The organism is Novosphingobium sp. JCM 18896, from assembly GCF_025938095.1.
Taxonomy (GTDB): domain Bacteria; phylum Pseudomonadota; class Alphaproteobacteria; order Sphingomonadales; family Sphingomonadaceae; genus Novosphingobium.
In genome coordinates this window covers 439366-461818 of sequence record NZ_JAPCZF010000003.1, presented here as the reverse complement: position 1 = coordinate 461818, position 22453 = coordinate 439366, and the positions used below count along the sequence as shown (strand labels likewise).

The window sequence follows — 22453 nt, the reverse complement described above, 5'->3', positions numbered from 1 at the left end:
GCTTGGGCCTGATCATCCACCGATCAGACCATTCTGCGCTCGAATATATCCAATAGCGAACGGTCTCCCAGCCGCGCGCCTTCCGGCGATGATACAGACAGCAAGCAACAACCCACTTCGTGCGAAAAGGGCTGCCATGGGAGCTTGGGGCGCTTTTATAATGGGCTTCTTTGGCGCGGTTTTCGCCGCGCTAACAGTGTACTGGCAATGGCATGCGTCAGGCATTGCGCTAGCCGTGCCGTTCGTCGTTTTCGCAGCGATTGGCGTCGCGGCTCACCAGGTCATTCGCCTGCCGGGTGACGGCATAAGACCATCCGAACGAGCGGAGCGCACGATCACCTGGAGCAGCATTGCCGAGGGTATCGGACTGTTCATCGCGTCCAACATCGTCATCAACATTCACCGACCAGACCTGCTGCTCCCCGCCATGGCATTGGTGGTTGGCCTACACTTTCTCCCCATCGCATTCGCGGCATCGTTCCGGCCATTCTACGTCCTCGGCACGGGGCTCATCCTCGGTGCGATCTTCGGTGTTCTCGCGGGACCGCCGGCGGGCGGCGCCATCGCCGGGTTCGCGGCTGCCGGTTGCCTGTGGATTGCATCCGCGATTGCCGTGCGGCGCGATTGGCGATCGAAGCGAGCCGCGATGCAGGCTTCACCCGAGCCCTGCGCATGACCATGTTTTCGCTGAAGTCCGCCGCTCTCATCGCACGGAAATTTCTCTACGTCGTTCTGCTAGGGATACTCTCCATCGTCCTGATCGGGCCGACGCTTCCGCTCGACGTATCCGTCTTCCTCATCTTCTCGATCCTGGGTGTTTTCGGCTTCGGCCAGAGCACCCCGGGCTTTGCGATTGGCAGTTATATCAAAGCCAAGATTGCCGACGCTCTGGCAGGGAAGAATGGATGACGGTTTATCTGCCGAGTCCGACTTTGATGAACGTATGGCGGGTGACCAGGTGACACGCCTCATCCCAGCAGCCCTCTCGGCCGCGGTCATGCTCACATATTCGGCAGGTCCAGCTCTTTGCCAGGACGCCAATTCCATCGACGCGAAAACGGCGGTTATTCTCGAGAATGCCCGTAGGGCTTACGCCGCCCAGCGACCGCAGAAACGGTGTGACACCTCTTCTTCCAGCGACGAGATTGTCGTCTGCGCGCCGGATCACGGCGAGCGCTGGTGCGTACCGTCAACGAGCGAGGAACAACCATCTTCTCGCCAAGCCGTTCGCGACGGCCGCATGCATGCCCCCGCGCTCGATCGCGGCTCCTGTCGCGGACAAGCAGGCTGCATCACTGGAGGCTGGGCCCCGCCCCCGGTCTACTACATCGACATGAAGGCCATACCCGAGCCGCCACCAGGATCGGACGCCGACAAGATTGCGAAGGGGGAAATGCTCGCGCCATAGCCCACATCGGGCCAGACCTGCACGAGGCGGCGGTCTCCGTCGCTCCACCAGTGCGAAACCGCTTTCCTACACGGACGCGTTCGATCAAATTGACGAACTCTTTCCATCGTTGGCCATCAGTCGTCGGCCCAGACCTCAGGGTCTGCCGCCATCCCCGAGGCGACACCTTCCCGTAAGGTGACACTTACCCCTTTTAGGCCCTGTCACTTTTGTCACCTTCGTCACCTTTGCGCTGCGCAAACGTTCATACAATTACAGACAAACCTGAACAACACCTGCCAGAGCCGTCCCGCACCTGTTCAGCGACGCTCCTCTAGAAGAGAACTCACAGCGGCGATCATCAGGCAATCGTGCCACGGACCGCCGCCAGGAGTTTTCGAGATGAACCTGTTCAAGAAGGCCACGCTCGCCACCGTTCTCGCTGCCACGGCGCTCACCGCCGCCAGCCCGGCCATGGCCCGCGACTATTACCGCGGCCGCGGCAACGACACCGCCGCGATCGCCATCGGCGCCGGCATCGTCGGCCTGGCGATCGGCGCGATCGCCGCGTCGAGCAGCAACAACCGCCGCGATCGCGACTACGACTATCGCCGCAACGGCTACGAATATCGCGATGGCTACTACTGGGATCGCCAGGGCCGGCGCTACGACCGCGACGGCCGCCGCTACGACGATCGCTACTACGACCGCCGCGGCTACAGCGATTATGGCCCCTATCGCGGCTACTGAGGCTCGCGCCCCCTTTCTCCGCCACGGAGGAATACGGGACGGAGCACCCCTTCTCTCGGTCTGCTCGGCCGAACCTCCGTCCCCGAAAAACTTGCCCCTCCCTCGCGGGAGGGGCTTTCTTGTATCAGAACTGGAAGCTGAGCGACGCGCGCAGCGAGTGGTAGTCGAAGTTAGTATCCGACGGGCGCAGGTTGGTGCCGCCGCCATTGAGCAGGAACGGATTGGTCGCGGGGGCCGTGCCCTGGCCGACGGCGACGTAGTACTTGTTGTCGCGATGACGGTTGTAGAGATATTCGAGGCCGAGACTGACGTTGTTGGTCACCATGATCTCGGCGCCGCCGCCAGCCTGCCAGCCCCAGACGCGCTTGCCATTGTCCACCTCGGTGAAGCTGTTGGCCGTATTGGTCGTGGCGAAGGCGTGGTCGATCTTGGCCCAGCTCGCGCCGCCCGTGGCATAGAACAGCGCACCGCCGCCCGGGGTGTAGCCGGCGCGCAGGCGCGCGGCGATCGTGTGGTCGAGCTTGCGACCGACCGTGTAGCTCGCCGGGGTCGACGAATAGCCGGAGGTGAAGTCGCGCGAGTTGTTCTTCGACACCTCGAGCAGGCCGCCGAGGACGAAGTTGCCGCCGCCCAGACGCTTGTCGTAGCCGATCCGGCCGCCGTACTCGATGCGGTCACGGTCTCCGCCACAGCCTGCAGCCGGCGTCGCGCCACCCGCAGCACCGCCGCAGAACGAGGTGAAGGCATTGGCGCCCGCGGCGGTGTTAACGGTGTTGTCGAAGCTGCCGTCGCGATTGGTATCGAAGACCAGGGTATCGGCGCGGTCGTTGCCCTGCGCTGCGAGGCCGACGAAGCCCGAGATGTAGGGGCCGTCGAAATGGGTATCGCGCGCGTCCTGCGCCCAGGCGGGGCTGGCTACCGCCGCCGCGACAACGAGAGCGGCGAGTGATGCGGACCGGTATAGATTCATGAGATAATCCTTGGAAATACTTCAGAAATAATGGCCAGAGCCATCACCCCCTAGAAAGCCCGGCCGCCGCCAAGGTTGCGCGGTCATGTCGTGGAACGGCCACAACTCGCAGTGTTTGTGGCTATCATGCCACACCCAGAAGCGCGCTCGGGGCGCGCCATCGCTTGGGCGTTGGGCACAGGAAAGCATGGGCCCGGCGATTGCCCGCGCGCATCGCCAGCGTTATCGTCGGCCGCCCAATGTGGTGCTTTTCGTGACCCCCGGCGATCCCCGCCCCGACCTGCCCGTCGTCCATCCGCGATCGACCGTGGCCCTCGTGAACATCGGCCTTCTGGCCTTGGTGGCAGGCCTTTCCTTCGCCTATTGGCTGGCATCCGGCACGGCCCTTTACTGGCCGACACTGGTCTTCGCGGTCTGGGCCGGCGTGGTACAGTTCGTGCTGCGCCGACGGCCGAGCCAGGGCGCGCGCCGGCACCTGCGCCTGCGGCTCGAGAATGCGGCGATCGGCGTGCTGAGCGCGCTGGTCCTTATCGCAACCGTCGTCATTCCGCTGACGAAGCTGCTGCCGCTCTGAACCTGCCCCTCAGAGCAGCTTGCGCCGCTCCAGTTCGACGAAATAGGTGCGCAGCAGCCCGCGGGCCTTGCGCGTCAGCTTGAGGAAGGTCCGACGCGCATCCATCTCATCTTCCTCGCGCTCGACCAGGCCCTTGCCTTCGAGCACCGTGATCCAGCGCAGCGCCGTGGTCAGCGGCACGTTCGAGGCCAGACAGGCGCTGGTCACCGAAATGCGCTTCTTGCTGCCCTGCGCCGCGAGCAGGTCGAGCAGCATGTCCCAGGCGGGCTCTCCGAACAGCGTCGCATCGGCGAAGACCGCATCACGCACGCGGCGCGCGCCATAGACGCGGTGGGCGGCGCGCTGCTGCATCTCGGGCGCGAGATAGCCATTCGCCGCGCCATCGCCGTCGAGGACTTCCGCACCGATCTCGCCCGCGGCGACGAGCAGGCTTTCGGCCGCCTCCAGCAATTGCGCCGCGGCCGTCGTGCGATCCTCGCAGTCCAGCGCATGGCGCTTCACATCGTCGAGCAGCCGAGCGAGTGCTTCCTGGCTATCGATCAAGGTCTTCCTCCGCATCGTTTGCATCGTCGTCGGGCCGCGTGATGTTCTCGTGCTTGGCGAACAGGTCCAGGATCAGCCGCACGCGTTCCTCACGGTCTACATCCATCTGCGAGATCTCGTCGACCGACAGGGCTTCCTCGGTAAGGGCATCGATCGCGGCCGAAACGTTGGCCGCGGTCGCGTGATATCCGAGGCGGTCGAGCAAGCGCAGGCAGAGCTGCAGGTGCCACAGCACGGCCCGATTCAAGAGACCAACCTTGTTCGGCTTGTTGAACAAGCGACCCGCCCATCCCGAGCTCTCGGATTCGGAAACCATCCGTCTCACGGTTCCGGAATAGCAACGAATGAGGGCTTGGGCTAGAAACCAAGCGCAGGGGGCGTTCGGCGCTAAGCCCCCGGTCCGTAACGGTAAAAATGCACATACGGACGGCTTGGCCACCCCGCCGAAAAGCATATCGGCGGGTCGATCGATGATGAGATTTCGCTGCCCCAAAGATACCCCCGCCGAAGCGGGGGCCGAGTTGGACTAGCGCCGGGGGGTCGCTGTCCCGGCAAGTCCAGCGAATAGATGAGCCAGTTGATCGGTCAATTCGGTTGCGGTGAATCGCGGCGCAAACCTGTTCGAGATCGGACAGAAACTGGCCGATACCTTTCACCCTACCGTCCCTGTTCGAGCGTCGCCGCCGCCCAACGGCCAAACAAGACACCGATCGTCATCCACAACAGAAGCTGACTGCCGAGCGAAGCCAGGCGAAAATTCCACAAAAGGCCCGCCGGAAAGTCCACGGGAACCTCGTCGATCGCCGGCAGTAGCAGCGCCCCGAGCGCGACCACCGCGACGTAACCGGCGACGGCGAGAAGCCCCGCATCGAAGCCGCGCAGCGAGCCGACGAGCGCCGCACGCAGCCGTCCCGCGATCAGCGCGGCGCAGACCGACAGCGCGATCATCGCGAAATAGGCCGCGGTGCGCAGCCCGACGGTCTCGTGCTGGCCGACCGCGGGCGGCGTCTGCGGATACTTGATCCCGGGCACGACCACGATCAGCACGAAGGCCAATGCCGCCATGACCAGCGCAAAGCTGCGCGGGCCGATCTGCGCGATCCGGCCATAGCCATAGGCGAAGGTCAGCGCGAAGATCCCGCCGACCGCCGCGCCATAGAGCCCGAGCGCGGCCAGCAGGCCGAAGCCCTTCTGCGTCTCGCGGCTGACCAGTTCGACCTCGTCCGCTCCCGCGTGATGCGCGGCGTGGGCGGCCTCATAGGCGATCGCGAGGTCGATCTGCGGCTCGGCGAAGGCGCGCGCGAACAGCGTCGCGAGCAGCGCGGCGATGATCCCCGCCAGCATCCCGCGCCACAGCAGCTTTCCCGTCATGACGCGCGATCAGTGGCAGGGGAAACCGAGCAGGTGCCGGCCGTCGTGCACGAATTCGTGGACGTACATGCCGTCGAACAGCGCATAGGCGCCCTGTTCGGTGCTGACGAAGTAGAGGAAGATCATCGCGATCAGCACGCCGAACGCGGCCCAGGGCAGAAGTTCGTCGAGCGGGATCGCGGCCTGTCCACGGACGGGAATGAACGGATCGTCGAGCAGAGCGGCACTGGCGGCCATGGGCATTCTCCTTCACGGGATTGCGCGTCCCGAAAGTTGATGGGCCATGGAGAAGGTCTGACTCTCGACGATCCAGCTGGATATCGATTACAGTGGCGCGACCGTGCCGGAATTCAACCGGCTTCTTCGTCCATGAGGCTGCGGCGATCTAGGCCGCCCTGCACCCCGCCGTCAATCGCCACTTGGAGATTCCCCTGGCCACGACCCTCGATCTGCTCTGCGTCGCCGCCACGCCATCCAGCCGTACGGGCGGCTTCGCCGCGCCCGACGAGGGGCTCGACGAGGGCGGACGCAGGCATGCCGAAAAGTACCGCCTCGAACCGCGCTTCCGCGCCGAAGTCCTGCGCGGTTCGGCGCGCGCCGCGGCCGAGACGGCACAAGCGCTCGGCGTCACGGCAACGATCGCGCCCGCGCTCGATGACGCGGATCATGGCGCTTGGTTGGGCCGAAGCTTTGCCGAGATTCACGCGGAAAGCCCCGAGCGACTGGCGGCCTGGCTCGCCGATCCGCTCGCGGGCGCACCGGGCGGCGAAACGATGGCCGCGGTCCAGGCGCGCGTCGGCGCCTGGCTCGACGGCATCGCGCCCGGCGACCGCCCAGTCTGCGCGATCACCCACCCGATGGTCGTGCGCGCAGCACTCGCCCATGCGCTGGCCCTGCCGCTGAGGGCAACCTTGGCGATCGACATCGTCCCGCTCGCTCGCGTGCGATTGTCGTTCAACGGCATGTGGCGATTGCAGGGTCTCGTACCCGGCGAATGAGACTGTTCGCAACGCGATCACGCGGGGGAAATGGGTAAAAACGCTCCACCGGTCTCTCGGCCGGCTTCCACCCTCCCGGCGTCGGCCCGCTGCCGACAAGCGGCTGTAGAAGGCCGAAACCGAGAGTAACCCATATGACCAGCATCACGCTGCCCAGGCACCGCGAGGACCGCTCGCCTGCCTTCAACTCCCTCAACATCCTGATCGCAGCGAAACAAGCCTGCGCGCTTCACAACATCCCCCCGAGCATGTTCGGCCGGCGCGCAGCTGGCGATCCTCGCTTGCTCACCCACCTCGAGCACGGCCGCACGCTGGGGCGCGAGTGCTCTGGTCGGGTCCGTGCCTATATCGAAAGCCTTGGGTCACCGATCAGCCGGTCGATCGCGCCCGAAGCAAAGCGCGCACGCGCCGAAGCGGACTGGTCGCCGATCACGACTGCGGCCGCGGATTTGATCTTCCGGGCGAAGATGGCGCGCGGGAGCCGCATGCTGCTCAAGGCGATCGGATGAACCGGCCGCAACTACCCGCCCCCTCCCGCTCGCGGTCGTACCAAACTTCCAGCCCCCGCTTCGGCGGGGGTTTTCTTTTTTGAGGGTTGCGGTAATGTTAGGCCGGCCCGCCTGTGAACATCGTCATCCGCCCTGCGGAGAAGGGATTGTGCGCGTGGCTCGAGTAATTGGTTTTTTCATCCTCTTCGCCTTCTACCTCAAGATGATTTCGGTGGCAGCCGTCGTCGCGGCAATCGCTCTCGCTATCGCGACGCTCGAATGGTTCACCGGCAGCAAATAGCTCCTGGTGCCTGTTCAGATAATCGACGAACGGGCTGCGATGCACTGGATGGTAAAACCAAAGCCGTGGTCGGAGGTAGTCACCGACCCTCTGCGCCGCGTGCGCTCCTGGGGCCTCACTCACGTCAGCCCGAGGATCGCATGGCCCGTCGAACTGCAGATGGTCATCTACCGCGGTGACGAAATCTGGGTTTTGCCGGCCACCACCGATCGTTACCCCGGTGTTGCCCTCTATTTTTCTGAGCTCAGCTACAAGGAGGCCGGCAATCGCTTGCTGCGCTTCCTTAGTGCGCTTTCGTGGTCTGAGCGCGGTGGCATCACCGCAATCGACCCAGGCGGCGGCGGCAGCCACCTGAACCCTCGCCCCCTTGACCGCCCCCTATATCACAGCATCACCGGTAGCTTGCGTTTGGAAAATCTGCCCAGCCCATGCGAACGCGGCGCTCTCGCGCTGGCGCTAATGCGAGAAGGACGGTCGCTCGAATCCGTGCCATACGCGTTCCTCACATTTTATCGCCTCGTGGAGTTAGCGGTACCAGCCAAAAAGCGTCGGGAGTGGATCGCTTCCGCTCTGGAAAAGGTGTCGACGGTACGGGCGATCGAAGCCGTTCGACACCTACAACGCTCTGGTCTCAGCAGTGCCCTAGAAGCAGCCGACCATCTTTACATTTCGGGCCGCATGGCGATTGCTCACGCTAAGGCCGACGCCGACCTTGCCTCGATTATCAGCCCGGACGACTTGTCGCAGAGTGAAAGGCTTTCGAACGAGCTAGCCGCGATGGAGGCATTGGCAGAGCGCGCCATCATCGAGTGCTTCGACATCCCAGAGCCTAGGTAAGGCGATACCAGCGTTGGTGCATTTATGTGGGAACGCTGGAACCGCAGGAAAAATTTCTACCGTTCTTCAACGCACTAAACGCAAAGGCTGGTGCCGGCTACAGGATTCGAACCCGTGGCCCCCTGATTACAAATCAGGTGCTCTACCAACTGAGCTAAGCCGGCTAGCCGTGCCCGGGCTGACTAGCTTGCCCGGTCGAGCCTGTCAAAGCGCCGCGCGCCGTTCCCTATCCGTGACTCGTCCGCTGGCGGATCAACCGCAGATAGGTGTCGGCGACCTCCTGGTTGATCGCGTCCCACGAGAAGTCGCGGCTGCGCGCTTCGCCGGCGGCGCCGTGGTGCGCGCGGCGCTCGGGCTGCTCGGCATAGGCCTTGAGCGCCTCGGCGAACTGGTGAACCGCGCCGGGACGGATGAGCTGGCCCGAGCGGTTGTCGTCGACCAGGCTCTCGCTGCCCGTCGCGATCGCCGCGACCACGGGCAGGCCACAGGCCATGGCTTCGAGTGTGACGTTGCCAAAGGTCTCGGTGACCGAGGGATTGAACAGCATGTCCATCGAGGCGACCGCGCGCGCCAGATCGGCGCCGCCCTGGAAGCCGACGAAGCAGGCGCCGGGCAGGCGCGCCTCGAACCAGGCGCGCGCCGGCCCCTCGCCGACGACGAGGACCTTGTGCGGCACGTCGCGGCGCTTGAGTTCGTCGATCGTGTCGGAGAAGACGTCGAGGCCCTTCTCCATGACCAGGCGACCGAGGAATCCGACCACGACCTCGTCGTCGGCGATGCCGAGCGAGCGGCGCCATTCGAGCGAACGCGCCTCGGGACCGAAGATCTCGCGATCGACGCCGCGCGACCAGATGCCGATGTCGTAGTTCATGCGCTGGTCGCGCAGGCACTGCGCCATCGATTCGGACGGCGCGACGAGCGCATCACAGCGACGGTAGAAGCGGCGCAGCAGCGCTTCGACCAGCGGTTCGCCCCAGGCCATGTTGTAGTAGCGCAGGTAGGTCTCGAACCGCGTGTGGACCGAGGCCAGCACCGGCAGCTTGCGCGAGCGTGCCCACGAGACCATGCGATGGCCGCTGACGTCGGGCGACGAGACGTGGACGACGTTGGGCGCAAAAGCCTTGAGATCGCGCTTGAGCCGCGGCGAGAGGCCAAGCGAGAAGCGATACTCCCCGCGTCCGGGGATCGGCGTCGCGGGCACGTCGACCAGATCCCCGGTCGGCGGGAAGGCCGGCGTGTCGGTGGTCGGCGAATAGACGCGCACCGCCGCGCCCTGGCGCAGCAGGTAGCCGACGAGGCGGTTCAGCGCCTGGTTCGCCCCGTCGCGGACGTAGTTGTAGTTGCCGCTATAGAGCGCGATGCGAAGGTCGGCGGTCTGCATAGGGTGGGCGCCTTAGCGGCTTCGCGCGCGCCTGACGAGAGGCGGCGGAGCGCCCCTCCCCAGTAGCGGCCCCAGTACCCGCCCCAGTACCGGCCTCACCAGCCGCGATAGCGCGGGCGCGCGTAGCCTCTGTCCCAACCGCCGTTCCAGCCGCGATCGTTGCGATAGAAGCGACGCAGCGCGCGATCGTAGTAGTACCCCCGCGGATAGGCCGGATAATAGCTGCGCGGATAGCCGTAGGCCGCATAGCCGCGCCGCGGACCATAATAGCCGCCATCGTAGTAGCGGTCGCGGTTCGAGGCGATCGCTGCACCGACCGCGAGGCCGATGATGCCCGCACCGATCGCCAGAGCGGCATCGTCGCCGCGATCGCGGTAGCGGTCGCGCGCTTCGGCCGTGGTTGCCAAGGTCGTGGCGCCCAGCGCGAGCGCGGCGACGAATGCGGCGTGCCGGAATATCCTGATCATGACCCTCTCTCCTTCGACCGCACATCGCGCGCGAACGGATCGCAACATCGCAAGAGAACACCCGGCGGCTGAACTCGTGGTTAATGCCCCGCCGAGGCCCGAGCGCCCGAATGCGACGAACCGCTGGTCGCAAGCGTCCGCACAAGCTGCCTAGCGAAGGCTCGCGGCACCCGAGAGAAAGTTAACCATACAACTTTTGAAAGAACAGATATTTACAGAAATTTCGCTAGATAAAAATTAATCTATTCTTACCAACAACCTGCCGACAATAACTCCATTTCCGATGCAAACTCGGAACTTTTCGGAACCAATTGCTGCGTTCATGAGTAGACTGGCGGTCGGGCGCAAACTTCCCCTAGCTGTTCTCCAGAGCGAGTAGCGCATGAAACTCATGGACCAGATGGAGATATCCCCGCGCCTTGTCGACCGGCGCGACGCCGAGGATACGGGACCACGGACACTGATCGCCGAGTGGCTTTATCGCAGCCGCCAGGAACGCCCGGGAGTCGAAGACACCCGGCTGTTCGGGGAACCGGCCTGGGACATGTTGCTCGACCTTTACGTCCACCAGGCGAAGGGCCTCTCGACCAGCATCACCGGCGCCTGCATTGGTTCGCACGCCCCGCCCACCACGGCGCTGCGCTATGTCGAACTGCTCCACGACCAAGGCTGGATCGAGAAGATCCCCGACGAGAGCGACCGCCGCCGCTCGTTCCTGGCGCTGACGCCGACCGCAACCCGAAGGCTCGATCGGCACTTCGATCAGTTGCTCGAACGACTGGCGCAGATCACGCCCGACCTGTTCGCTTCGCTGAGCCTCGAAAAGGCCAGCTGAGGATCAAGCGACGGCGTAGCGCGCGCGCAACGCCTTCTTGTCGGGCTTGCCCAGCGGCGTGACCGGCAGCGCTTCGACGAAGTCGACGCTCTTGGGCGCCTGGACCGATCCCTTGCGTTCGCGCACCGCGGCAATGAGAAGCTCGGCCTCGACCGCGCTGCCCGGCTCGAGCACGACCACGGCCTTGACCGCCTCGCCCCATTTGGGATCGGGTACGCCGATCACCGCCGCCTGGCGCACGGCCGGATGCTCGACCAGCACGTCCTCGACCTCGCGCGCGAAGACGTTGAAGCCGCCGGTGACGATCATGTCCTTCTTGCGGTCGACGATGCGCAGGTAGCCGTCGGCATTGCGCACCGCGACGTCGCCCGTGTGCAGCCAGCCACCGGCGAAGGCCTGGGCGGTTTCCTCGGGCTTGTTGAGATAGCCGAGGTTCACCAGCGGGCCGCGCACGCAGATCTCGCCGGGCGTACCGTCGGCCACCTCGTTCATCGCGTCGTCCATCAGCGCGACACGCACCAGCGGCGTCGGCCGGCCGCAGCTCGCCATGCGCTCGGGGTCGTCGGTGCGGTGCTCGTCGCGGCGCAGCACGGTGATCGACATCGGCGCCTCGGCCTGGCCGTAGAACTGGAAGAAGATCGGCCCCATCCGCGCAATCGCGTCCTTCAGGCGCGCCGCCGGAAACGCCGAGGCGCCGTAGAACACGACCTCGAGGCTCGAAAGGTCGAACTCGCCGAAGCGCGGATGGTCGATCAGCGCGAGCACCATCGTCGGCACGAGCAGGATCGAGGTGATCCGGTGCTCCTGGATCGCCTGCATGACCGCCACCGGCTCGAAGCCCGGCGCGACGACCATGTGCCCGCCGCGCACGAGGATCGAGGTCAGCACGGCCGCGCCCGAATGGCTGAGCGGCGCGCAGATCAGGTGGCGGATCTCGCTCGGCCATTCCCACGAGGTCAGCTGGATCAGCGCCGAAGTGGCCGAGGCGCCGTGCGAGCACATGATGCCCTTGGGCTTGCCCGTGGTGCCGCCCGAATAGGCGATGCGCAGAAGGCCGTCGGGCGCGAAGGCCGGCGCGGTCAGCGGCTTGGGCGCATAGGCGCGCGCGGCCTCGGCTAGGCTGCCGCCGCTAGCGACTTCCCCATCACCGAGCGCGAAGACATGGGCCAGCCGCGGCGCCCGCTCGACCAGGGCCGCGACGATCGGTGCGTAGTGATCGGGATCGTAGATCAGCAGGTCGACCTCGGCATCCTCGAGCACGTAGAGATAATCCTCGACCGAACCCATCGGGTGCAAGGCGGTCGCGACCACCCCGGCGAAGCCAAGAGCGCTGTTGACCGCCAGAATCTCGAGCCGGTTGCGCGAAAGCATCGCCGCACGTCGCGGCTTGGGCTCGAGCGCTTCGAACACCTGCTGCAACCGGCTGATGTCCTCGGCCAACCCGCGCGCGGTCAGCCGCTCGCCACGCTCGCCGATTGCGACGAGTCGGTCGAGATCGCGCGACAGCGCCTGGGCTACGAGATCGCTGACACTGATGGGCAGGTGGAGAAGATCGGTCACGAGCGGTTCCTTGCAGATTCTATATTGCAATAACCGCGGTTCATTCCTTGGTAAAGCCGGAGCTGACTTAGCGAATGCGCTCCAGCGGCACGACCATCGGCGCCGTGCCCGAAAGGTCGACCTTGGCGCTTATGCCGTAGACCCCTCGCAGAGTTTCCGCGGTCAGCACCGCGGCCGGCGCGCCTTCGGCCACGACGCAGCCCTGGTCCATCAGGATCAGCCGGTCGCAATAGCGCGCGGCCATGGTCAGGTCGTGGAGCACGGTCACCACCAGCGCGCCGGCGTGTGCCTCGCGCGCGAGCAGTTCCATGACGTCGATCTGGTGCCCGGGATCGAGCGCGGCCAGCGGCTCGTCGACCACGAGACCCTGCGCGCCGACCGCCAGTGCGCGCGCCAGCATGACGCGCGCGCGCTCACCGCCCGACAGCTCCGTCGCGATCCGGTGCGCGAGATGGCCGACATCGGCACGCGCCATCGCCTCGGCCACGGCGGCGCGGTCGTCGGCGCCGATCCGCGACAAAGGCGCGAGATGCGGCAACCGCCCCAGCGAGACCAGCCGCTCGACGTCAAGCGGCCAGTGCAAGGTCTGACCTTGGGGCAGATAGGCCAGCGTCCGCGCGCGATCGCGCGCCGCCATCCGGCCGACCGCGACGCCGTCGATCGAGACGCTGCCCGTCTGCGCCGGCACGAGCCCGAGCATCGCGCGAACGAGGGTGGACTTGCCCGCGCCGTTCGGGCCGATGATGCCCACGAGTTCGCCGCCGTGGAACCGCGCGCTGACCGCACTGACCACCTCGCGCCGGCCGAGCGCGACCGACAGGCCTTCGACGCTGACCGTCACCATAGCCGCCGCTCCCGCAGAAGATGGACAAGGAAGACCGGCACTCCGAGGAAGGCGGTGACGACGCCGAGCTTGAGCTCGCTCGAGGTAGGGATCAGCCGGACCAGCACGTCGGCGAAGGTCAGCAGCGCAGCGCCGCCGAGCATCGAGGGGATCAGGATCGACGAAGGACTGCGATCGGTCAGCGGGCGGACCAGATGCGGCACGATCAGGCCGATGAAGCCGATCGAGCCCGAGACCGCGACCGCACCGCCGACGCCGATCGCGACGCCGAGCAGGACGCGCAGCCGCACACGGCCGAGATCGAAGCCCAGCGAACGCGCGCCATCCTCGCCCAGCGCCAGCGCGTCGAGCGCGCGACCATCGACCAGCAGCAGCGCGATACCCGCGACCACGCAGGGCAAGGCGATCAGCACATGCTGGCTCGAGCGGTTCTCGATCGAGCCGAGCAGCCAGGTGGTGATCTCCATCGCCGCGAAGGGATTGGGCGAGAGATTGAGCGACAGGCTGATCCCGGCGCCAGCGAGCGTCGAGACCGCGATGCCCGCGAGGATCAGGGTCAGCGGGCTTTCCGAACGCCCCGCGAGCGCGAAGAGCAGCAACAGCGCGGCGAGCCCGGTCAGGATCGCCAGCGCCGGCAAGGCCGCCGCATGCCATTCGGCAAAACCGAAATAGATCGCCGCGACCGCTCCGAGTGCGGCCGAATTCGAGGCGCCGAGCACCGACGGCTCGGCCAGGGGATTGCGCAGATAGCCCTGCAGCACGGCCCCCGCGAGCCCGAGCATGGCGCCGACCATCAAGCCTACCAGTGCGCGCGGCAGGCGCAGTTCGAACAGGATTGTCCGCGTGATCGCATCGCCCTCGCCCATCGCCGCCGCGACGATGCGCGCGGGGGCCAGCGGCACGGCGCCGAGCCCCAGCGAAGCCAGGACGGCAACGACCACGAGCACGACCAGCAGCGGCAGCAGCGCCGGATGGCGAGTGCGATGGACTTCGATTGACGCGGCGCTCACGGTCCCCCCTGGCTCTGTCCGGCATTCTCGCTGCGGCTGCCGGTTACCGGTATTGCCGCAGTGCGACAAGCCGACTATGGGCGGCGCCATGCATGCCCTGCGCGCCCTCGTCCATCGCCACCGCCTTCTGGCGGCGATGATCGTGGTCTGCGCGCTGGCGATGAAGATCGCAGTGCCGGCCGGCTACATGCTCGGCCAGCATGGCAAGGTCCTGACCGTCGAGATCTGCGCCGACGCCAGCGGCAGCACGGTGACCAAGCAGATCGTCGTCCCCGCCTCGCACGGCGACAAGGAAACGCAGGCCAAGGCCTCCGAGACCTGCCCCTATGCCGCGCTGGGCTTCCCCGCGCTGAACGGCGCCGATCCGCTCCTGCTGGCGCTGGCGCTGGCCTTCATCCTCGCGCTGGGCTTCGTCCCCGCGCAGGCCCTGCCGCTGCAGCGCCGCCGTTTTGCCCGGCCGCCGCTGCGCGGACCACCCGCACTCGTCTGAACCCACGATCAGGCCCTACCACGGCTGGGGCCTGCCGACAGACAATAGCCGCGCGCGCCTGCGCCGCGGACCAAGGTTCAGGACGAGATACCCATGAAGACTTCGCTGTTCGCGCTCGCCATGGCGCTTACCATCGCCGCACCCGCATTCGCCGAAGAGGCGGCCGAAGCACCGCAGGATTCGATCCTCGTGGTCGGCCAGACCGACAAGCCGATCGAAATCGCCCCGCGCGGGCTGGCCGTCAGTCTCGGCGCCGAACAACTCGCGGCGGTCAACGCCTTCAACACCGAAGACCTGATGAAGTACGCGCCCAACTTCTTCGTGCGCAAACGCTATTCGGGCGACAGCAACGGCGTGCCCGGCTTCCGCGGCACCCATTCGACGCAGAGCGCGCGAACCTTGGTGATGGTCGACGGTTTCGTCGTCTCGAACTTCCTCGGCAACTCCTTTGGCTTCGCACCCAAGTGGGGCGTGGTCGGACCCGGCGAGGTCGAGCAGTTCGACATCGTCTACGGTCCCTATTCGTCGCGCTATGTCGGCAATTCGATGGGCGGGATCGTCAACATCACGACGCGCGATCCCGAACGGACCGAGGCCTTCGCGACCGTCCAGGGCTTCGTCCAGCCCTATCGCCAGTTCGGCACCAAGGACGACTACTACGGCTATTCGGGCGAGGCCGGCCTCGGCTGGAAGCAGAAGGACGGGCCGTTTTCGCTGCGCGTGACCGGGCGTTTCTTCCGCAACGAGGGCCAGCCGATGATGTGGTACGGCCTGGTGCCGACGACCGGTGCGGCCGGCACGGCGGTGACCGGAGGGGTGATCGATCCCAATCAGGTCGAGGCCATCAACGCCGGCACCGGCCTGGCCAACCTGCCGCCGACCTTGCCCGGCCAGCCCGCGCAGGCGACGCCGGCCGTACCTGGATCGCCGACCAATCCGATCTTCGCCGCGCAATCGCCCGCGCGGATCACCCAGGCACAGGCCAAGCTCAAGCTCGGCTACGACGACGGCACCGTGACGGGGCAGTTCCTCTTCGCCTATTGGCACAACGAGGATCGCCAGACGGCGCCCGATTGCTATCTGCGCGATGCCGCCGGCAACACGGTCTGCGAAGGCCGCGTCACGATCGGCAGCCAGACCTACACGGCCTCGGGCGCCGTCTTCTCCAAGACCCTGCGCGACGAGTTCCTCGCCGGCGCGAAGCTGGGCGCTCCGATCGCAGAAGACACGACCGCAAGGCTCGCGGTCTCGACCTACCAGATCGCACGTTCGGACGGCTTCACCTCTAACGGCTATGTCACGGGCCGCAGCAATGGCGCGGGCACCCTGGCCTCGCAGGGGCCGACGGGCTGGTGGACCGCCGACCTGACGATCGAGAACAAGACCGATCGTCGCGAATTGGCGCTGGGCTTCACCGGCAATGCCTATCGCACCGATCAGACGCGCTACACCCTGGCCAACTGGACGAGCGACGCCGGCAAGGCTTTCTCGACGCGCACCTTCGGCAAGTCGCGCCAGCTTTCGGCCTGGGCCGAGGCGCGGCTGCTGTTCGATCCGCTGACCGTGACCCTGGGCACACGCTACGACAACTGGCGCGCCTATGACGGTGGGCTGACCCGACTGAACACCGCGAGCGCGCCGGTGAGCAATACCTATGCCGCGCGCCAGGCGGATTCGGTCGATCCCAGCCTTTCGTTCGAATACCGGATCGATGCGGCGACCCAGATCCAGCTCAGCCTGGCCATGGCGACGCGCTATCCGACCGTCGGCGAACTGTTCCAGGGCAGCCTCAACGGCGACGGCACGTTCAATGCCAACAGCTTCGACATCAACCTGAAGCCCGAGCGCAGCAAGGACGCCAACCTCCTGATCGCGCATGACTTCGGCCCGATCAAGCTGACGGGATCGGCCTTCTGGCAGCGGGTGAAGAACACGATCTTCCAGTTCTACGGCTTCAACCAGAACGGGATTTCGAGCTCCACCTACAAGAACATCGACCTGACCCGGCAATTCGGTTTCGAGCTGATCGCCCAGACCAAGGACTGGCCGCTGCCGGGCATGGCGATCGACGCCAACGCCGCCTACATCGATTCCAAGACGATCAGGAACGCATCGAACCCCACCGCCGAAGGCGTGCAGTTCCCGCGCATCCCCAAGTGGAGGATCAATGCCAACCTGCGCTACGACGTGACCCCGGCGGTCGAGGCCTCGCTCGGCATGCGCTATGCCAGCCGCCCCAACACCGATCTGTTCGGGCTGCAGCGCGGCGACACCTATGGCTTCACCTCGGAGCTGTTCGCGCTCGATCTGCGGGTCAACTGGAAGCTGACCGATCAGCTTCGGCTGTCGGCAGGCGTGGACAACCTGACCAACGACCGGGCATGGGTGTTCCACCCCTACCCGCAGCGGACCTTCCTGGTCGAAGCCGGCTGGAGGCTGTAACCATGGACCGGACGTCACAAGATCGCATGGGACTCTACCGCACGATCTGGCGCTGGCATTTCTACGCCGGGCTGTTCGTCGTGCCGATGGTGCTGATCCTGGCACTGACCGGCGCGGTCTATCTGTTCAAACCGCAGGTCGAGCGCTGGGAGGAACGCGACTATCGCGGTTTTGCTACCACGGCGCTGGTCGCCGCCGATGCCCAGGTGGCAGCGGCCACGCGCGCCCTGCCCGGCGCCACGTTCCATTCCTATCGCCTGCCCGAGACCTTGGGCGACGCTGCGCTGGTCCACGTCTCGCTGGCCGGCGACCGGGGCATGCGCGACGTCTTCGTCTCGCCGCAGGGCAAGGTCGTCGGCGTGCTCGATCCCGACGCGCGGATCATGCAGATCGCCCACGACATCCATGGCGAACTGCTGATCGGCCCGCGCGGAAGCTGGATCGTCGAGCTGGCAGCAAGCTGGGCGATCGTGATGATCCTGACCGGGCTCTACCTGTGGTGGCCGCAAGGAACCGGACTTGCCGGCGTGGTCTGGCCGCGACTCGCCTCGGGCAAGCGCGCGTTCTGGCGCGACCTGCATGCGGTGACGGGCTTCTGGGTGGCGGGCCTCGCACTCGTGCTGCTCGTCACCGGCCTGCCTTGGGCCGGGGTCTGGGGCAGCGCGTTCAAGACCGTGCGCGGCGAATTCGGCTGGGTCAAAGGCAAGCAGGACTGGACGATCGGTGGCCAGCCCGCCGAAGCTGCGGCCGACGAGCATGCCGGCCACGACCACGCGGCGATGATGGCTGCTGACGCCGGCCAGTCGATGCCCATGCCGATGCCGCCCATGCCGGGCATGACGCACGATCACACGATGCACGGCATGGCGCCGGTCACGCTCAACGAGATCGTCGTGCGCGCGGAAAGTGAGCACCTGCCCTTCCCGGTGATCGTGAGCCCGCCCGGCGCCAGCGGCCGCTTCGGCGCAGCGGCGAGCGCGAACTGGTCGGTCCGCTCGGACACGCAGAACCGCCCGCAACGCGTATCGCTGACCTACGACACGATGACCGGCAAGGAAGTCTCGCGCGAGACCTTTGCCGACAAGCACGCGATCGACCGCGTGGTCGGCTATGGCGTGGCCTGGCACGAAGGCCAGCTGTTCGGCTGGGTCAACCAGCTGATCGGCGTGCTGACCGCGCTCATGCTGATGACACTGGCAGTCAGCGGCTTCGTCTTGTGGCGTCGGCGCAAGCCCGAGCGTGGCCTCGGCGCGCCGCCGCTACCGCCGCTGCCCGCGCGCATCCGTGGGATCGTCGCGATCGTCCTGGCGCTCGCGACGCTGCTGCCGATGCTCGCGCTGTCGCTCATCGCGATCCTGCTGACCGAACGCCTGATCCTCAGCCGGATCCCGGCGGCCTCGCGCTGGCTGGGACTAGCTCCCGCCTAGCGGCGCGCCGAGGCTGACCCACCAGCCCAGGCCGAGCGCGATCGCCAGGACGATCACGGCGCGCAAGGCGCCGCCGCCGGTCAGCACCTCTGCACCGGAGGTGAGCTGGCGGTCGCGCCCGGTAATCATCGGCACGATCAGCCGGCGCCCACGCAGCCGGTAATAGGCGATCGCGACGAGGTGGAGCACGACGAGAATCTGTACGACGGTGAAGGCCAAGTGGTGCACCTCTGCCGCGACACGCCCCTGATCGAAGTCGACGAGATAGGAGAGCGGCCCGGATTCGATGCCGTCGATGTCGACCGCGAAAAGTCCGGTGCCGACCTGGACGATCAAGGCCAGCAGCATCGCGATCACGCTATAGCCGCCGAGCGGATTGTGGCCGCCCTGCTTCGGCGCGTCCTTGGGCCGGCGCAGATAGGCGGCGGCGGCCATCGGCGATTTCAGGAACTGGGCGAAGCGCGCGGTGCTGCCGCCGACGAAACCCCAGAGGATGCGGAACACCAGCAGGATCAGCGCGGTCAGACCGGACTTGTAGTGCCAGTCCATCTGCCCGGTCTCGGCGCTCCACCAGGAGAAGCCGACCAGCAGGACGATGGACCAGTGGAACAGACGCGTCGGTAGATCCCAGACTTTCACAGCAACTCCCTCATTCGCTCCGCAGACCGATCCTATCGCGCATCGTCGCGGAAGCGAAGCGGCCAGGAGCCTGTTTTCAGGCGATCAGTTCGCCGATGGTCTTGTTGGTTTCCATGGACTTGGAGCCCCACTTGTCGATCGAGACGCCCATGACCTGCTGGAGCGTGAGGCCGACGCGGCTGACCGGGGTGCCGGCACCGTCGACGTAGATACCCGACTTGACGCGGCCACCGGCACGGCCGGCGAGCATCATCGGGATATTGTCGATCGTGTGGAACTTGGCGAACTCGGTTTCCGAGTGCGCAAGGATCAGCGTGTTGTCGAGCAGGGTGCGGTCGCCCTCCTGCACCTTGTCGAGCGCGGCGATGAAATAGACCCAGGCGTCCATGATCCTGGTGAGGAAGTAGGTGGCGTTGGGCTGATAGCCGAGGCGGTTGTCGAGCACTTCCTCGTGAGTCAGCTGATGGTGCGTGATCGTCGAGCCGATCCGCGTCAGCGCCGAGGCGCCGTTGTTGAACATCATGTTGAACACGCGTGTCTGATCACAGGCCAGCGCCATGACCATCATGTCGGCCATCATCTCGTGGTTCTTCATCACCGCCTCGATGTCGCCGCTCGCGTTCATCTCGGGCGGCTTGGCGCCGGGCACGACACAGGCTTGCAGCGGCTCGGGCTTGGTCAGCTCGACGTCGAGACGCTTCTCGAGCTGCCGCAGCGAGGTGAAATACTGGTCGAGCTTCTGCTTGTCGGCCGCGCCGACCGCGGCTTCGAGCGCCTGGCGCTGCTCGGTCACGCCCGACAGCACCGAGCGCCGCGCCATGACCTGCGGATCGGGGGTGAAGGTGGCGCTGTTGGGATCCTTGAAGCCCGGGCCGAAGATGCGCGTGTAGAGCGCCGCGGCCGAGGTCTCCGACGGGTTGAGATTGCCGCCGCCACGGCCCGACAGCGAATTGCGCGGATCGCCGATCGCCGAGGCGTCGAGCGAACGGAAGCGCGTGCGCGTGCCGATCTGGTCGCCGATCGTCACGTCGAAGCTCTCGCCGGGCAGGCCACGCTCGGCGGTCAGCGCGCGGCCGGTGCGGATCGCCGGGCCGCCGCTGACGTGCGGCAGGTTCGGCGCGCCATCGAGAATGACGTTGAAATTGCCGAGCACGCTGATCTTCGCCTGATAGTCCTTGATCGGCGCGAGTTCGGGCTTGAGCTCGTAATTGGCGCCTGCGGTATCGGGGAACCAGCGGCTGGGATTGACCCCAAGCCCCCAGAACCAGGTACCGAAGCGCACCGGCACCTGCGCGCCGGTGGCGGCCAGGGCCGTGCCGTTGCCGTCGAGGAAGGCATCTAGCAGCGGCACGCCAACGGCGACGGCAGCGCCGTTCATCATGCCCCTGAGTGCGGTGCGACGGCTGAGATCGAATGCCATGACGGTGATCCTTCCGGCTTGTCTTACTGGGTCAGCATCGAGACGTGGGCGGGCGCGGCCAGCGGCTTGGTCACCACCCGATAGGCCTCGGGCATCGTCGCGATCTGGGTGAACAGCGCCCGGATGCCATAGCCACCCGCGGCGAACTTCCGGTCGAGCGCCGGGACCAGTTCCTCTACGTCCTCGCCCGAACGGCCGGTGGCATAGGACAGCGCGCGCATCGACAGGCACTGGGTCGTCGAAGGGCTCGCGGCCATCGTCTTGCCGAGACCGATCGCGCCCTGGAACGGCTTGCCGTCCATCTCGCCGCTGGCGTCGATCAAGGCGGCGTTCTCGGTCTTGCGCGCCATGCCGAGGCCGTCGAAGCGTTCGAGGCTGAGCCCGATCGGATCGGTGATCTTGTGGCAGCCCGAGCACGAGGGATCGGTGGCATGCGCGAGCAGACGGATACGCGCGGTCGGCTTGGCCTTGTTGCCCGTCTCCTGCACCGCGGTGAAATTGACGTTGCCCGGCGGGTTCGGCACCGGCTCGCACATCAGCAGCTCGCGCACGGCACGGCCGCGCAAGGTCGGCGAAGAGCGGCCCGAATGCGAATAGAGCGCGAGGAAACCGGCTTGCCCGAGCAGCCCGGCGCGATCGTCGCCGGGTGCGAATTCGTAGGGCACCCAGCCGGCCGAGCGAGCGACCGGCACCTGGTAGAGCCCGCCGAGCGAACGCGTCATGAAGGTGCGCTGGGTGGTGAACAGGTCGCGATAATCGCCATTGCGCGCGACCAGGTGATCGGTGATCGTACGCAGCATCTGCTCGGGCAACGCCTGGACCACGTCCTGGTTGAAATAGGGATAGATCACCGGGTCCTTCGACAGCTCGTCGAACTTCTCGAACAGCAGCATGTCGGCGAAGAAGGCGCGCACGCCCTGCTCGAAGCGCGGCGAGGCGACCATGGCTTCCGCCAAGGTCCTGAGCTGCGCCTGATCGGTCAGCTTGCCGCTCTCGGCCGCGGTCAGCAGCGTCTCGCCCGGCGTCGTGTTCCATAGCAGGAACGAGAGCCGCGCCGCGCGGGACCAGGCGTCGAGCCGCAGTTCACCGGGCCTGGCCGGATCGGGCTCGGCGCTCTCGATCACGTAGAGGAAGCGCGGCGAGGTCAGCATCGCGGCCAGCGCGAGTTCGAGACCCTTGTGGAACGAGCCTGTGGGTCCCGCGCCATCGCCCGCGAGCTTGACGAAGAAGGCCTGCTCGGCCGGGCTCATCGGCCGGCGGAACAGGTAGCGGCCGAGCGGCGTCAGCACCTTGGCCGCGCAGGCAGGATCGGCGAGCTTCTCGTCCCTGGGCACGCAGGGCACGAATTGCGCGCGGCGCTGTTCGCCGAAGACCTGCGCGGCGATGTTGCGCGCCATGGCATCGAACTGGTCGAGCCCGGCGGGCGAGATCGACGCTTCGGCCGCGCCGCTCGCGATCATCTCGTGGACGGGCCGCACGATCGGTTCGATGCGGCCGGCGACGACCACGTCGGGTCCGAATACATCGGCGATGATGTTGCGATACTGCGCCTCGGTCAGCCGCCGCATCGCCACGATCTGCGCGCCGGGCATGGCGCGCGTAAGCGCCGGCTCCCCCTGTTCGACCACGGCGGTCTTCGGCGCATCGCTCGCCGCGCAACCCGACACGACCACCGACAAGGCCACTGCCGCCGCACCCCAGGTCATTCGCTTCATGGAA

At 66.4% G+C, this 22453-nt stretch carries 26 protein-coding genes, 1 tRNA gene and 1 riboswitch; of the genes, 13 read left to right on the top strand and 14 right to left on the bottom strand.

Annotated elements, in window-relative coordinates; genetic code table 11:
- Nucleotides 1-160 precede the first annotated feature (160 nt).
- The 4 genes from OLX23_RS12550 to OLX23_RS12535 all read left to right on the top strand — a co-directional run bounded on the left by OLX23_RS12550 (nt 161) and on the right by OLX23_RS12535 (nt 2137).
- Entirely contained in the window at nt 161-676 is a 516-nt protein-coding gene (locus tag OLX23_RS12550; protein WP_264445339.1) for a hypothetical protein, read from the top strand.
- Nucleotides 673-909, top strand: a complete 237-nt coding sequence (locus OLX23_RS12545) for a hypothetical protein (protein WP_264445338.1) — start codon at nt 673-675, stop codon at nt 907-909. Before OLX23_RS12550 ends, OLX23_RS12545 begins: the two co-directional genes overlap by 4 nt.
- On the top strand, nt 902-1408 hold the full coding sequence (locus OLX23_RS12540) for a hypothetical protein (protein ID WP_264445337.1): 507 nt from the start codon (nt 902-904) through the stop codon (nt 1406-1408). Before OLX23_RS12545 ends, OLX23_RS12540 begins: the two co-directional genes overlap by 8 nt.
- A 381-nt stretch (nt 1409-1789) precedes the next feature.
- Complete coding sequence (locus tag OLX23_RS12535; protein WP_264445336.1) at nt 1790-2137, top strand: hypothetical protein; 348 nt, start codon at nt 1790-1792, stop codon at nt 2135-2137.
- 124 nt (nt 2138-2261) lie between these two features.
- Here the strand turns inward: OLX23_RS12535 and OLX23_RS12530 are convergent, their stop codons facing one another.
- Complete coding sequence (locus tag OLX23_RS12530) at nt 2262-3107, bottom strand: outer membrane protein (protein ID WP_264445335.1); 846 nt, start codon at nt 3105-3107, stop codon at nt 2262-2264.
- A gap of 187 nt (nt 3108-3294) precedes the next feature.
- On the opposite strand from OLX23_RS12530, the gene OLX23_RS12525 reads away from it, so the two are divergent.
- On the top strand, nt 3295-3681 hold the full coding sequence (locus OLX23_RS12525) for a hypothetical protein (protein WP_264445334.1): 387 nt from the start codon (nt 3295-3297) through the stop codon (nt 3679-3681).
- A 9-nt stretch (nt 3682-3690) separates the two neighbouring features.
- Here the strand turns inward: OLX23_RS12525 and OLX23_RS12520 are convergent, their stop codons facing one another.
- From OLX23_RS12520 to OLX23_RS12505, 4 genes are all read right to left on the bottom strand, one after another.
- Nucleotides 3691-4224 carry a winged helix DNA-binding protein gene (locus OLX23_RS12520; RefSeq protein WP_264445333.1) on the bottom strand — a complete coding sequence of 178 codons (534 nt, stop codon included), beginning with the start codon at nt 4222-4224 and terminating at the stop codon, nt 3691-3693.
- The gene (locus tag OLX23_RS12515) at nt 4214-4501 is read right to left on the bottom strand and encodes a hypothetical protein (RefSeq protein WP_264445332.1); all 288 of its coding nucleotides are present in this window, start codon (nt 4499-4501) and stop codon (nt 4214-4216) included. The genes OLX23_RS12520 and OLX23_RS12515 overlap by 11 nt, the downstream gene beginning before the upstream one ends.
- Before the next feature lie 380 nt (nt 4502-4881).
- On the bottom strand, nt 4882-5595 hold the full coding sequence (locus OLX23_RS12510; protein ID WP_264445331.1) for a CbtA family protein: 714 nt from the start codon (nt 5593-5595) through the stop codon (nt 4882-4884).
- A gap of 9 nt (nt 5596-5604) precedes the next feature.
- Entirely contained in the window at nt 5605-5832 is a 228-nt protein-coding gene (locus OLX23_RS12505; RefSeq protein WP_264445330.1) for a CbtB-domain containing protein, read from the bottom strand.
- Between the two features lie 30 nt (nt 5833-5862).
- Nucleotides 5863-6008: riboswitch (cobalamin riboswitch) on the bottom strand.
- A 6-nt stretch (nt 6009-6014) separates the two neighbouring features.
- On the opposite strand from OLX23_RS12505, the gene OLX23_RS12500 reads away from it, so the two are divergent.
- From OLX23_RS12500 to mauJ, 4 genes are all read left to right on the top strand, one after another.
- A complete protein-coding gene (locus OLX23_RS12500; protein ID WP_264445329.1) occupies nt 6015-6593 on the top strand; it encodes a histidine phosphatase family protein in 579 nt (192 codons plus the stop codon).
- Between the two features lie 134 nt (nt 6594-6727).
- Nucleotides 6728-7102, top strand: coding sequence for a hypothetical protein (locus OLX23_RS12495; RefSeq protein WP_264445328.1), 375 nt, complete (start codon nt 6728-6730; stop codon nt 7100-7102).
- A gap of 154 nt (nt 7103-7256) precedes the next feature.
- The gene (locus OLX23_RS12490; protein WP_264445327.1) at nt 7257-7382 is read left to right on the top strand and encodes a hypothetical protein; all 126 of its coding nucleotides are present in this window, start codon (nt 7257-7259) and stop codon (nt 7380-7382) included.
- Between the two features lie 6 nt (nt 7383-7388).
- The gene (gene mauJ / locus OLX23_RS12485; protein WP_264445326.1) at nt 7389-8219 is read left to right on the top strand and encodes a methylamine utilization protein MauJ; all 831 of its coding nucleotides are present in this window, start codon (nt 7389-7391) and stop codon (nt 8217-8219) included.
- An 88-nt stretch (nt 8220-8307) separates the two neighbouring features.
- Here mauJ and OLX23_RS12480 read toward each other — a convergent pair.
- The 3 genes from OLX23_RS12480 to OLX23_RS12470 all read right to left on the bottom strand — a co-directional run bounded on the left by OLX23_RS12480 (nt 8308) and on the right by OLX23_RS12470 (nt 10067).
- Nucleotides 8308-8383: transfer RNA gene (locus OLX23_RS12480), tRNA-Thr, on the bottom strand.
- 62 nt (nt 8384-8445) lie between these two features.
- On the bottom strand, nt 8446-9600 hold the full coding sequence (locus OLX23_RS12475) for a glycosyltransferase family 4 protein (RefSeq protein WP_264445325.1): 1155 nt from the start codon (nt 9598-9600) through the stop codon (nt 8446-8448).
- A 95-nt stretch (nt 9601-9695) separates the two neighbouring features.
- Nucleotides 9696-10067 carry a hypothetical protein gene (locus OLX23_RS12470; protein WP_264445324.1) on the bottom strand — a complete coding sequence of 124 codons (372 nt, stop codon included), beginning with the start codon at nt 10065-10067 and terminating at the stop codon, nt 9696-9698.
- Nucleotides 10068-10449: 382 nt separating this feature from the next.
- Between OLX23_RS12470 and OLX23_RS12465 the strand changes: the two genes are divergently transcribed.
- Nucleotides 10450-10902, top strand: a complete 453-nt coding sequence (locus OLX23_RS12465) for a hypothetical protein (protein ID WP_264445323.1) — start codon at nt 10450-10452, stop codon at nt 10900-10902.
- A gap of 3 nt (nt 10903-10905) precedes the next feature.
- Here OLX23_RS12465 and OLX23_RS12460 read toward each other — a convergent pair whose 3' ends face one another.
- The 3 genes from OLX23_RS12460 to OLX23_RS12450 form a co-directional block, all read right to left on the bottom strand.
- Complete coding sequence (locus OLX23_RS12460) at nt 10906-12462, bottom strand: AMP-binding protein (RefSeq protein ID WP_264445322.1); 1557 nt, start codon at nt 12460-12462, stop codon at nt 10906-10908.
- A 67-nt stretch (nt 12463-12529) separates the two neighbouring features.
- On the bottom strand, nt 12530-13306 hold the full coding sequence (locus tag OLX23_RS12455; protein ID WP_264445321.1) for an ABC transporter ATP-binding protein: 777 nt from the start codon (nt 13304-13306) through the stop codon (nt 12530-12532).
- Entirely contained in the window at nt 13300-14316 is a 1017-nt protein-coding gene (locus tag OLX23_RS12450) for a FecCD family ABC transporter permease (protein ID WP_264445320.1), read from the bottom strand. Before OLX23_RS12450 ends, OLX23_RS12455 begins: the two co-directional genes overlap by 7 nt.
- 88 nt (nt 14317-14404) lie before the next feature.
- On the opposite strand from OLX23_RS12450, the gene OLX23_RS12445 reads away from it, so the two are divergent.
- The 3 genes from OLX23_RS12445 to OLX23_RS12435 all read left to right on the top strand — a co-directional run bounded on the left by OLX23_RS12445 (nt 14405) and on the right by OLX23_RS12435 (nt 18675).
- On the top strand, nt 14405-14806 hold the full coding sequence (locus OLX23_RS12445) for a DUF2946 family protein (RefSeq protein WP_264445319.1): 402 nt from the start codon (nt 14405-14407) through the stop codon (nt 14804-14806).
- A 93-nt stretch (nt 14807-14899) separates the two neighbouring features.
- Nucleotides 14900-17248, top strand: a complete 2349-nt coding sequence (locus OLX23_RS12440) for a TonB-dependent receptor (RefSeq protein ID WP_264445318.1) — start codon at nt 14900-14902, stop codon at nt 17246-17248.
- A 2-nt stretch (nt 17249-17250) separates the two neighbouring features.
- Nucleotides 17251-18675, top strand: a complete 1425-nt coding sequence (locus tag OLX23_RS12435; RefSeq protein ID WP_264445317.1) for a PepSY-associated TM helix domain-containing protein — start codon at nt 17251-17253, stop codon at nt 18673-18675.
- Here the strand turns inward: OLX23_RS12435 and OLX23_RS12430 are convergent.
- From OLX23_RS12430 to OLX23_RS12420, 3 genes are all read right to left on the bottom strand, one after another.
- Nucleotides 18661-19314: a cytochrome b/b6 domain-containing protein gene (locus OLX23_RS12430; RefSeq protein WP_264445316.1), complete on the bottom strand. Its 654-nt coding sequence runs from the start codon at nt 19312-19314 to the stop codon at nt 18661-18663. The two genes, OLX23_RS12435 and OLX23_RS12430, sit on opposite strands and share 15 nt — an antisense overlap.
- Before the next feature lie 76 nt (nt 19315-19390).
- Nucleotides 19391-20734: a DUF1552 domain-containing protein gene (locus OLX23_RS12425; RefSeq protein ID WP_264445315.1), complete on the bottom strand. Its 1344-nt coding sequence runs from the start codon at nt 20732-20734 to the stop codon at nt 19391-19393.
- Nucleotides 20735-20757: 23 nt separating this feature from the next.
- Nucleotides 20758-22449: a DUF1592 domain-containing protein gene (locus OLX23_RS12420; protein WP_264445314.1), complete on the bottom strand. Its 1692-nt coding sequence runs from the start codon at nt 22447-22449 to the stop codon at nt 20758-20760.
- Nucleotides 22450-22453: the final 4 nt, after the last annotated feature.

Coding starts and splice junctions, on each gene's coding strand:
- OLX23_RS12550 (WP_264445339.1), top strand. CDS start 161: ATGGGCTTCTTTGGCGCGGTTTTCGCCGCGCTAACAGTGTACTGGCAA.
- OLX23_RS12545 (WP_264445338.1), top strand. CDS start 673: ATGACCATGTTTTCGCTGAAGTCCGCCGCTCTCATCGCACGGAAATTT.
- OLX23_RS12540 (WP_264445337.1), top strand. CDS start 902: ATGGATGACGGTTTATCTGCCGAGTCCGACTTTGATGAACGTATGGCG.
- OLX23_RS12535 (WP_264445336.1), top strand. CDS start 1,790: ATGAACCTGTTCAAGAAGGCCACGCTCGCCACCGTTCTCGCTGCCACG.
- OLX23_RS12530 (WP_264445335.1), bottom strand. CDS start 3,107: ATGAATCTATACCGGTCCGCATCACTCGCCGCTCTCGTTGTCGCGGCG.
- OLX23_RS12525 (WP_264445334.1), top strand. CDS start 3,295: ATGGGCCCGGCGATTGCCCGCGCGCATCGCCAGCGTTATCGTCGGCCG.
- OLX23_RS12510 (WP_264445331.1), bottom strand. CDS start 5,595: ATGACGGGAAAGCTGCTGTGGCGCGGGATGCTGGCGGGGATCATCGCC.
- OLX23_RS12505 (WP_264445330.1), bottom strand. CDS start 5,832: ATGGCCGCCAGTGCCGCTCTGCTCGACGATCCGTTCATTCCCGTCCGT.
- OLX23_RS12495 (WP_264445328.1), top strand. CDS start 6,728: ATGACCAGCATCACGCTGCCCAGGCACCGCGAGGACCGCTCGCCTGCC.
- OLX23_RS12475 (WP_264445325.1), bottom strand. CDS start 9,600: ATGCAGACCGCCGACCTTCGCATCGCGCTCTATAGCGGCAACTACAAC.
- OLX23_RS12470 (WP_264445324.1), bottom strand. CDS start 10,067: ATGATCAGGATATTCCGGCACGCCGCATTCGTCGCCGCGCTCGCGCTG.
- OLX23_RS12465 (WP_264445323.1), top strand. CDS start 10,450: ATGAAACTCATGGACCAGATGGAGATATCCCCGCGCCTTGTCGACCGG.
- OLX23_RS12455 (WP_264445321.1), bottom strand. CDS start 13,306: ATGGTGACGGTCAGCGTCGAAGGCCTGTCGGTCGCGCTCGGCCGGCGC.
- OLX23_RS12445 (WP_264445319.1), top strand. CDS start 14,405: ATGCATGCCCTGCGCGCCCTCGTCCATCGCCACCGCCTTCTGGCGGCG.
- OLX23_RS12440 (WP_264445318.1), top strand. CDS start 14,900: ATGAAGACTTCGCTGTTCGCGCTCGCCATGGCGCTTACCATCGCCGCA.
- OLX23_RS12435 (WP_264445317.1), top strand. CDS start 17,251: ATGGACCGGACGTCACAAGATCGCATGGGACTCTACCGCACGATCTGG.
- OLX23_RS12425 (WP_264445315.1), bottom strand. CDS start 20,734: ATGGCATTCGATCTCAGCCGTCGCACCGCACTCAGGGGCATGATGAAC.
- OLX23_RS12420 (WP_264445314.1), bottom strand. CDS start 22,449: ATGAAGCGAATGACCTGGGGTGCGGCGGCAGTGGCCTTGTCGGTGGTC.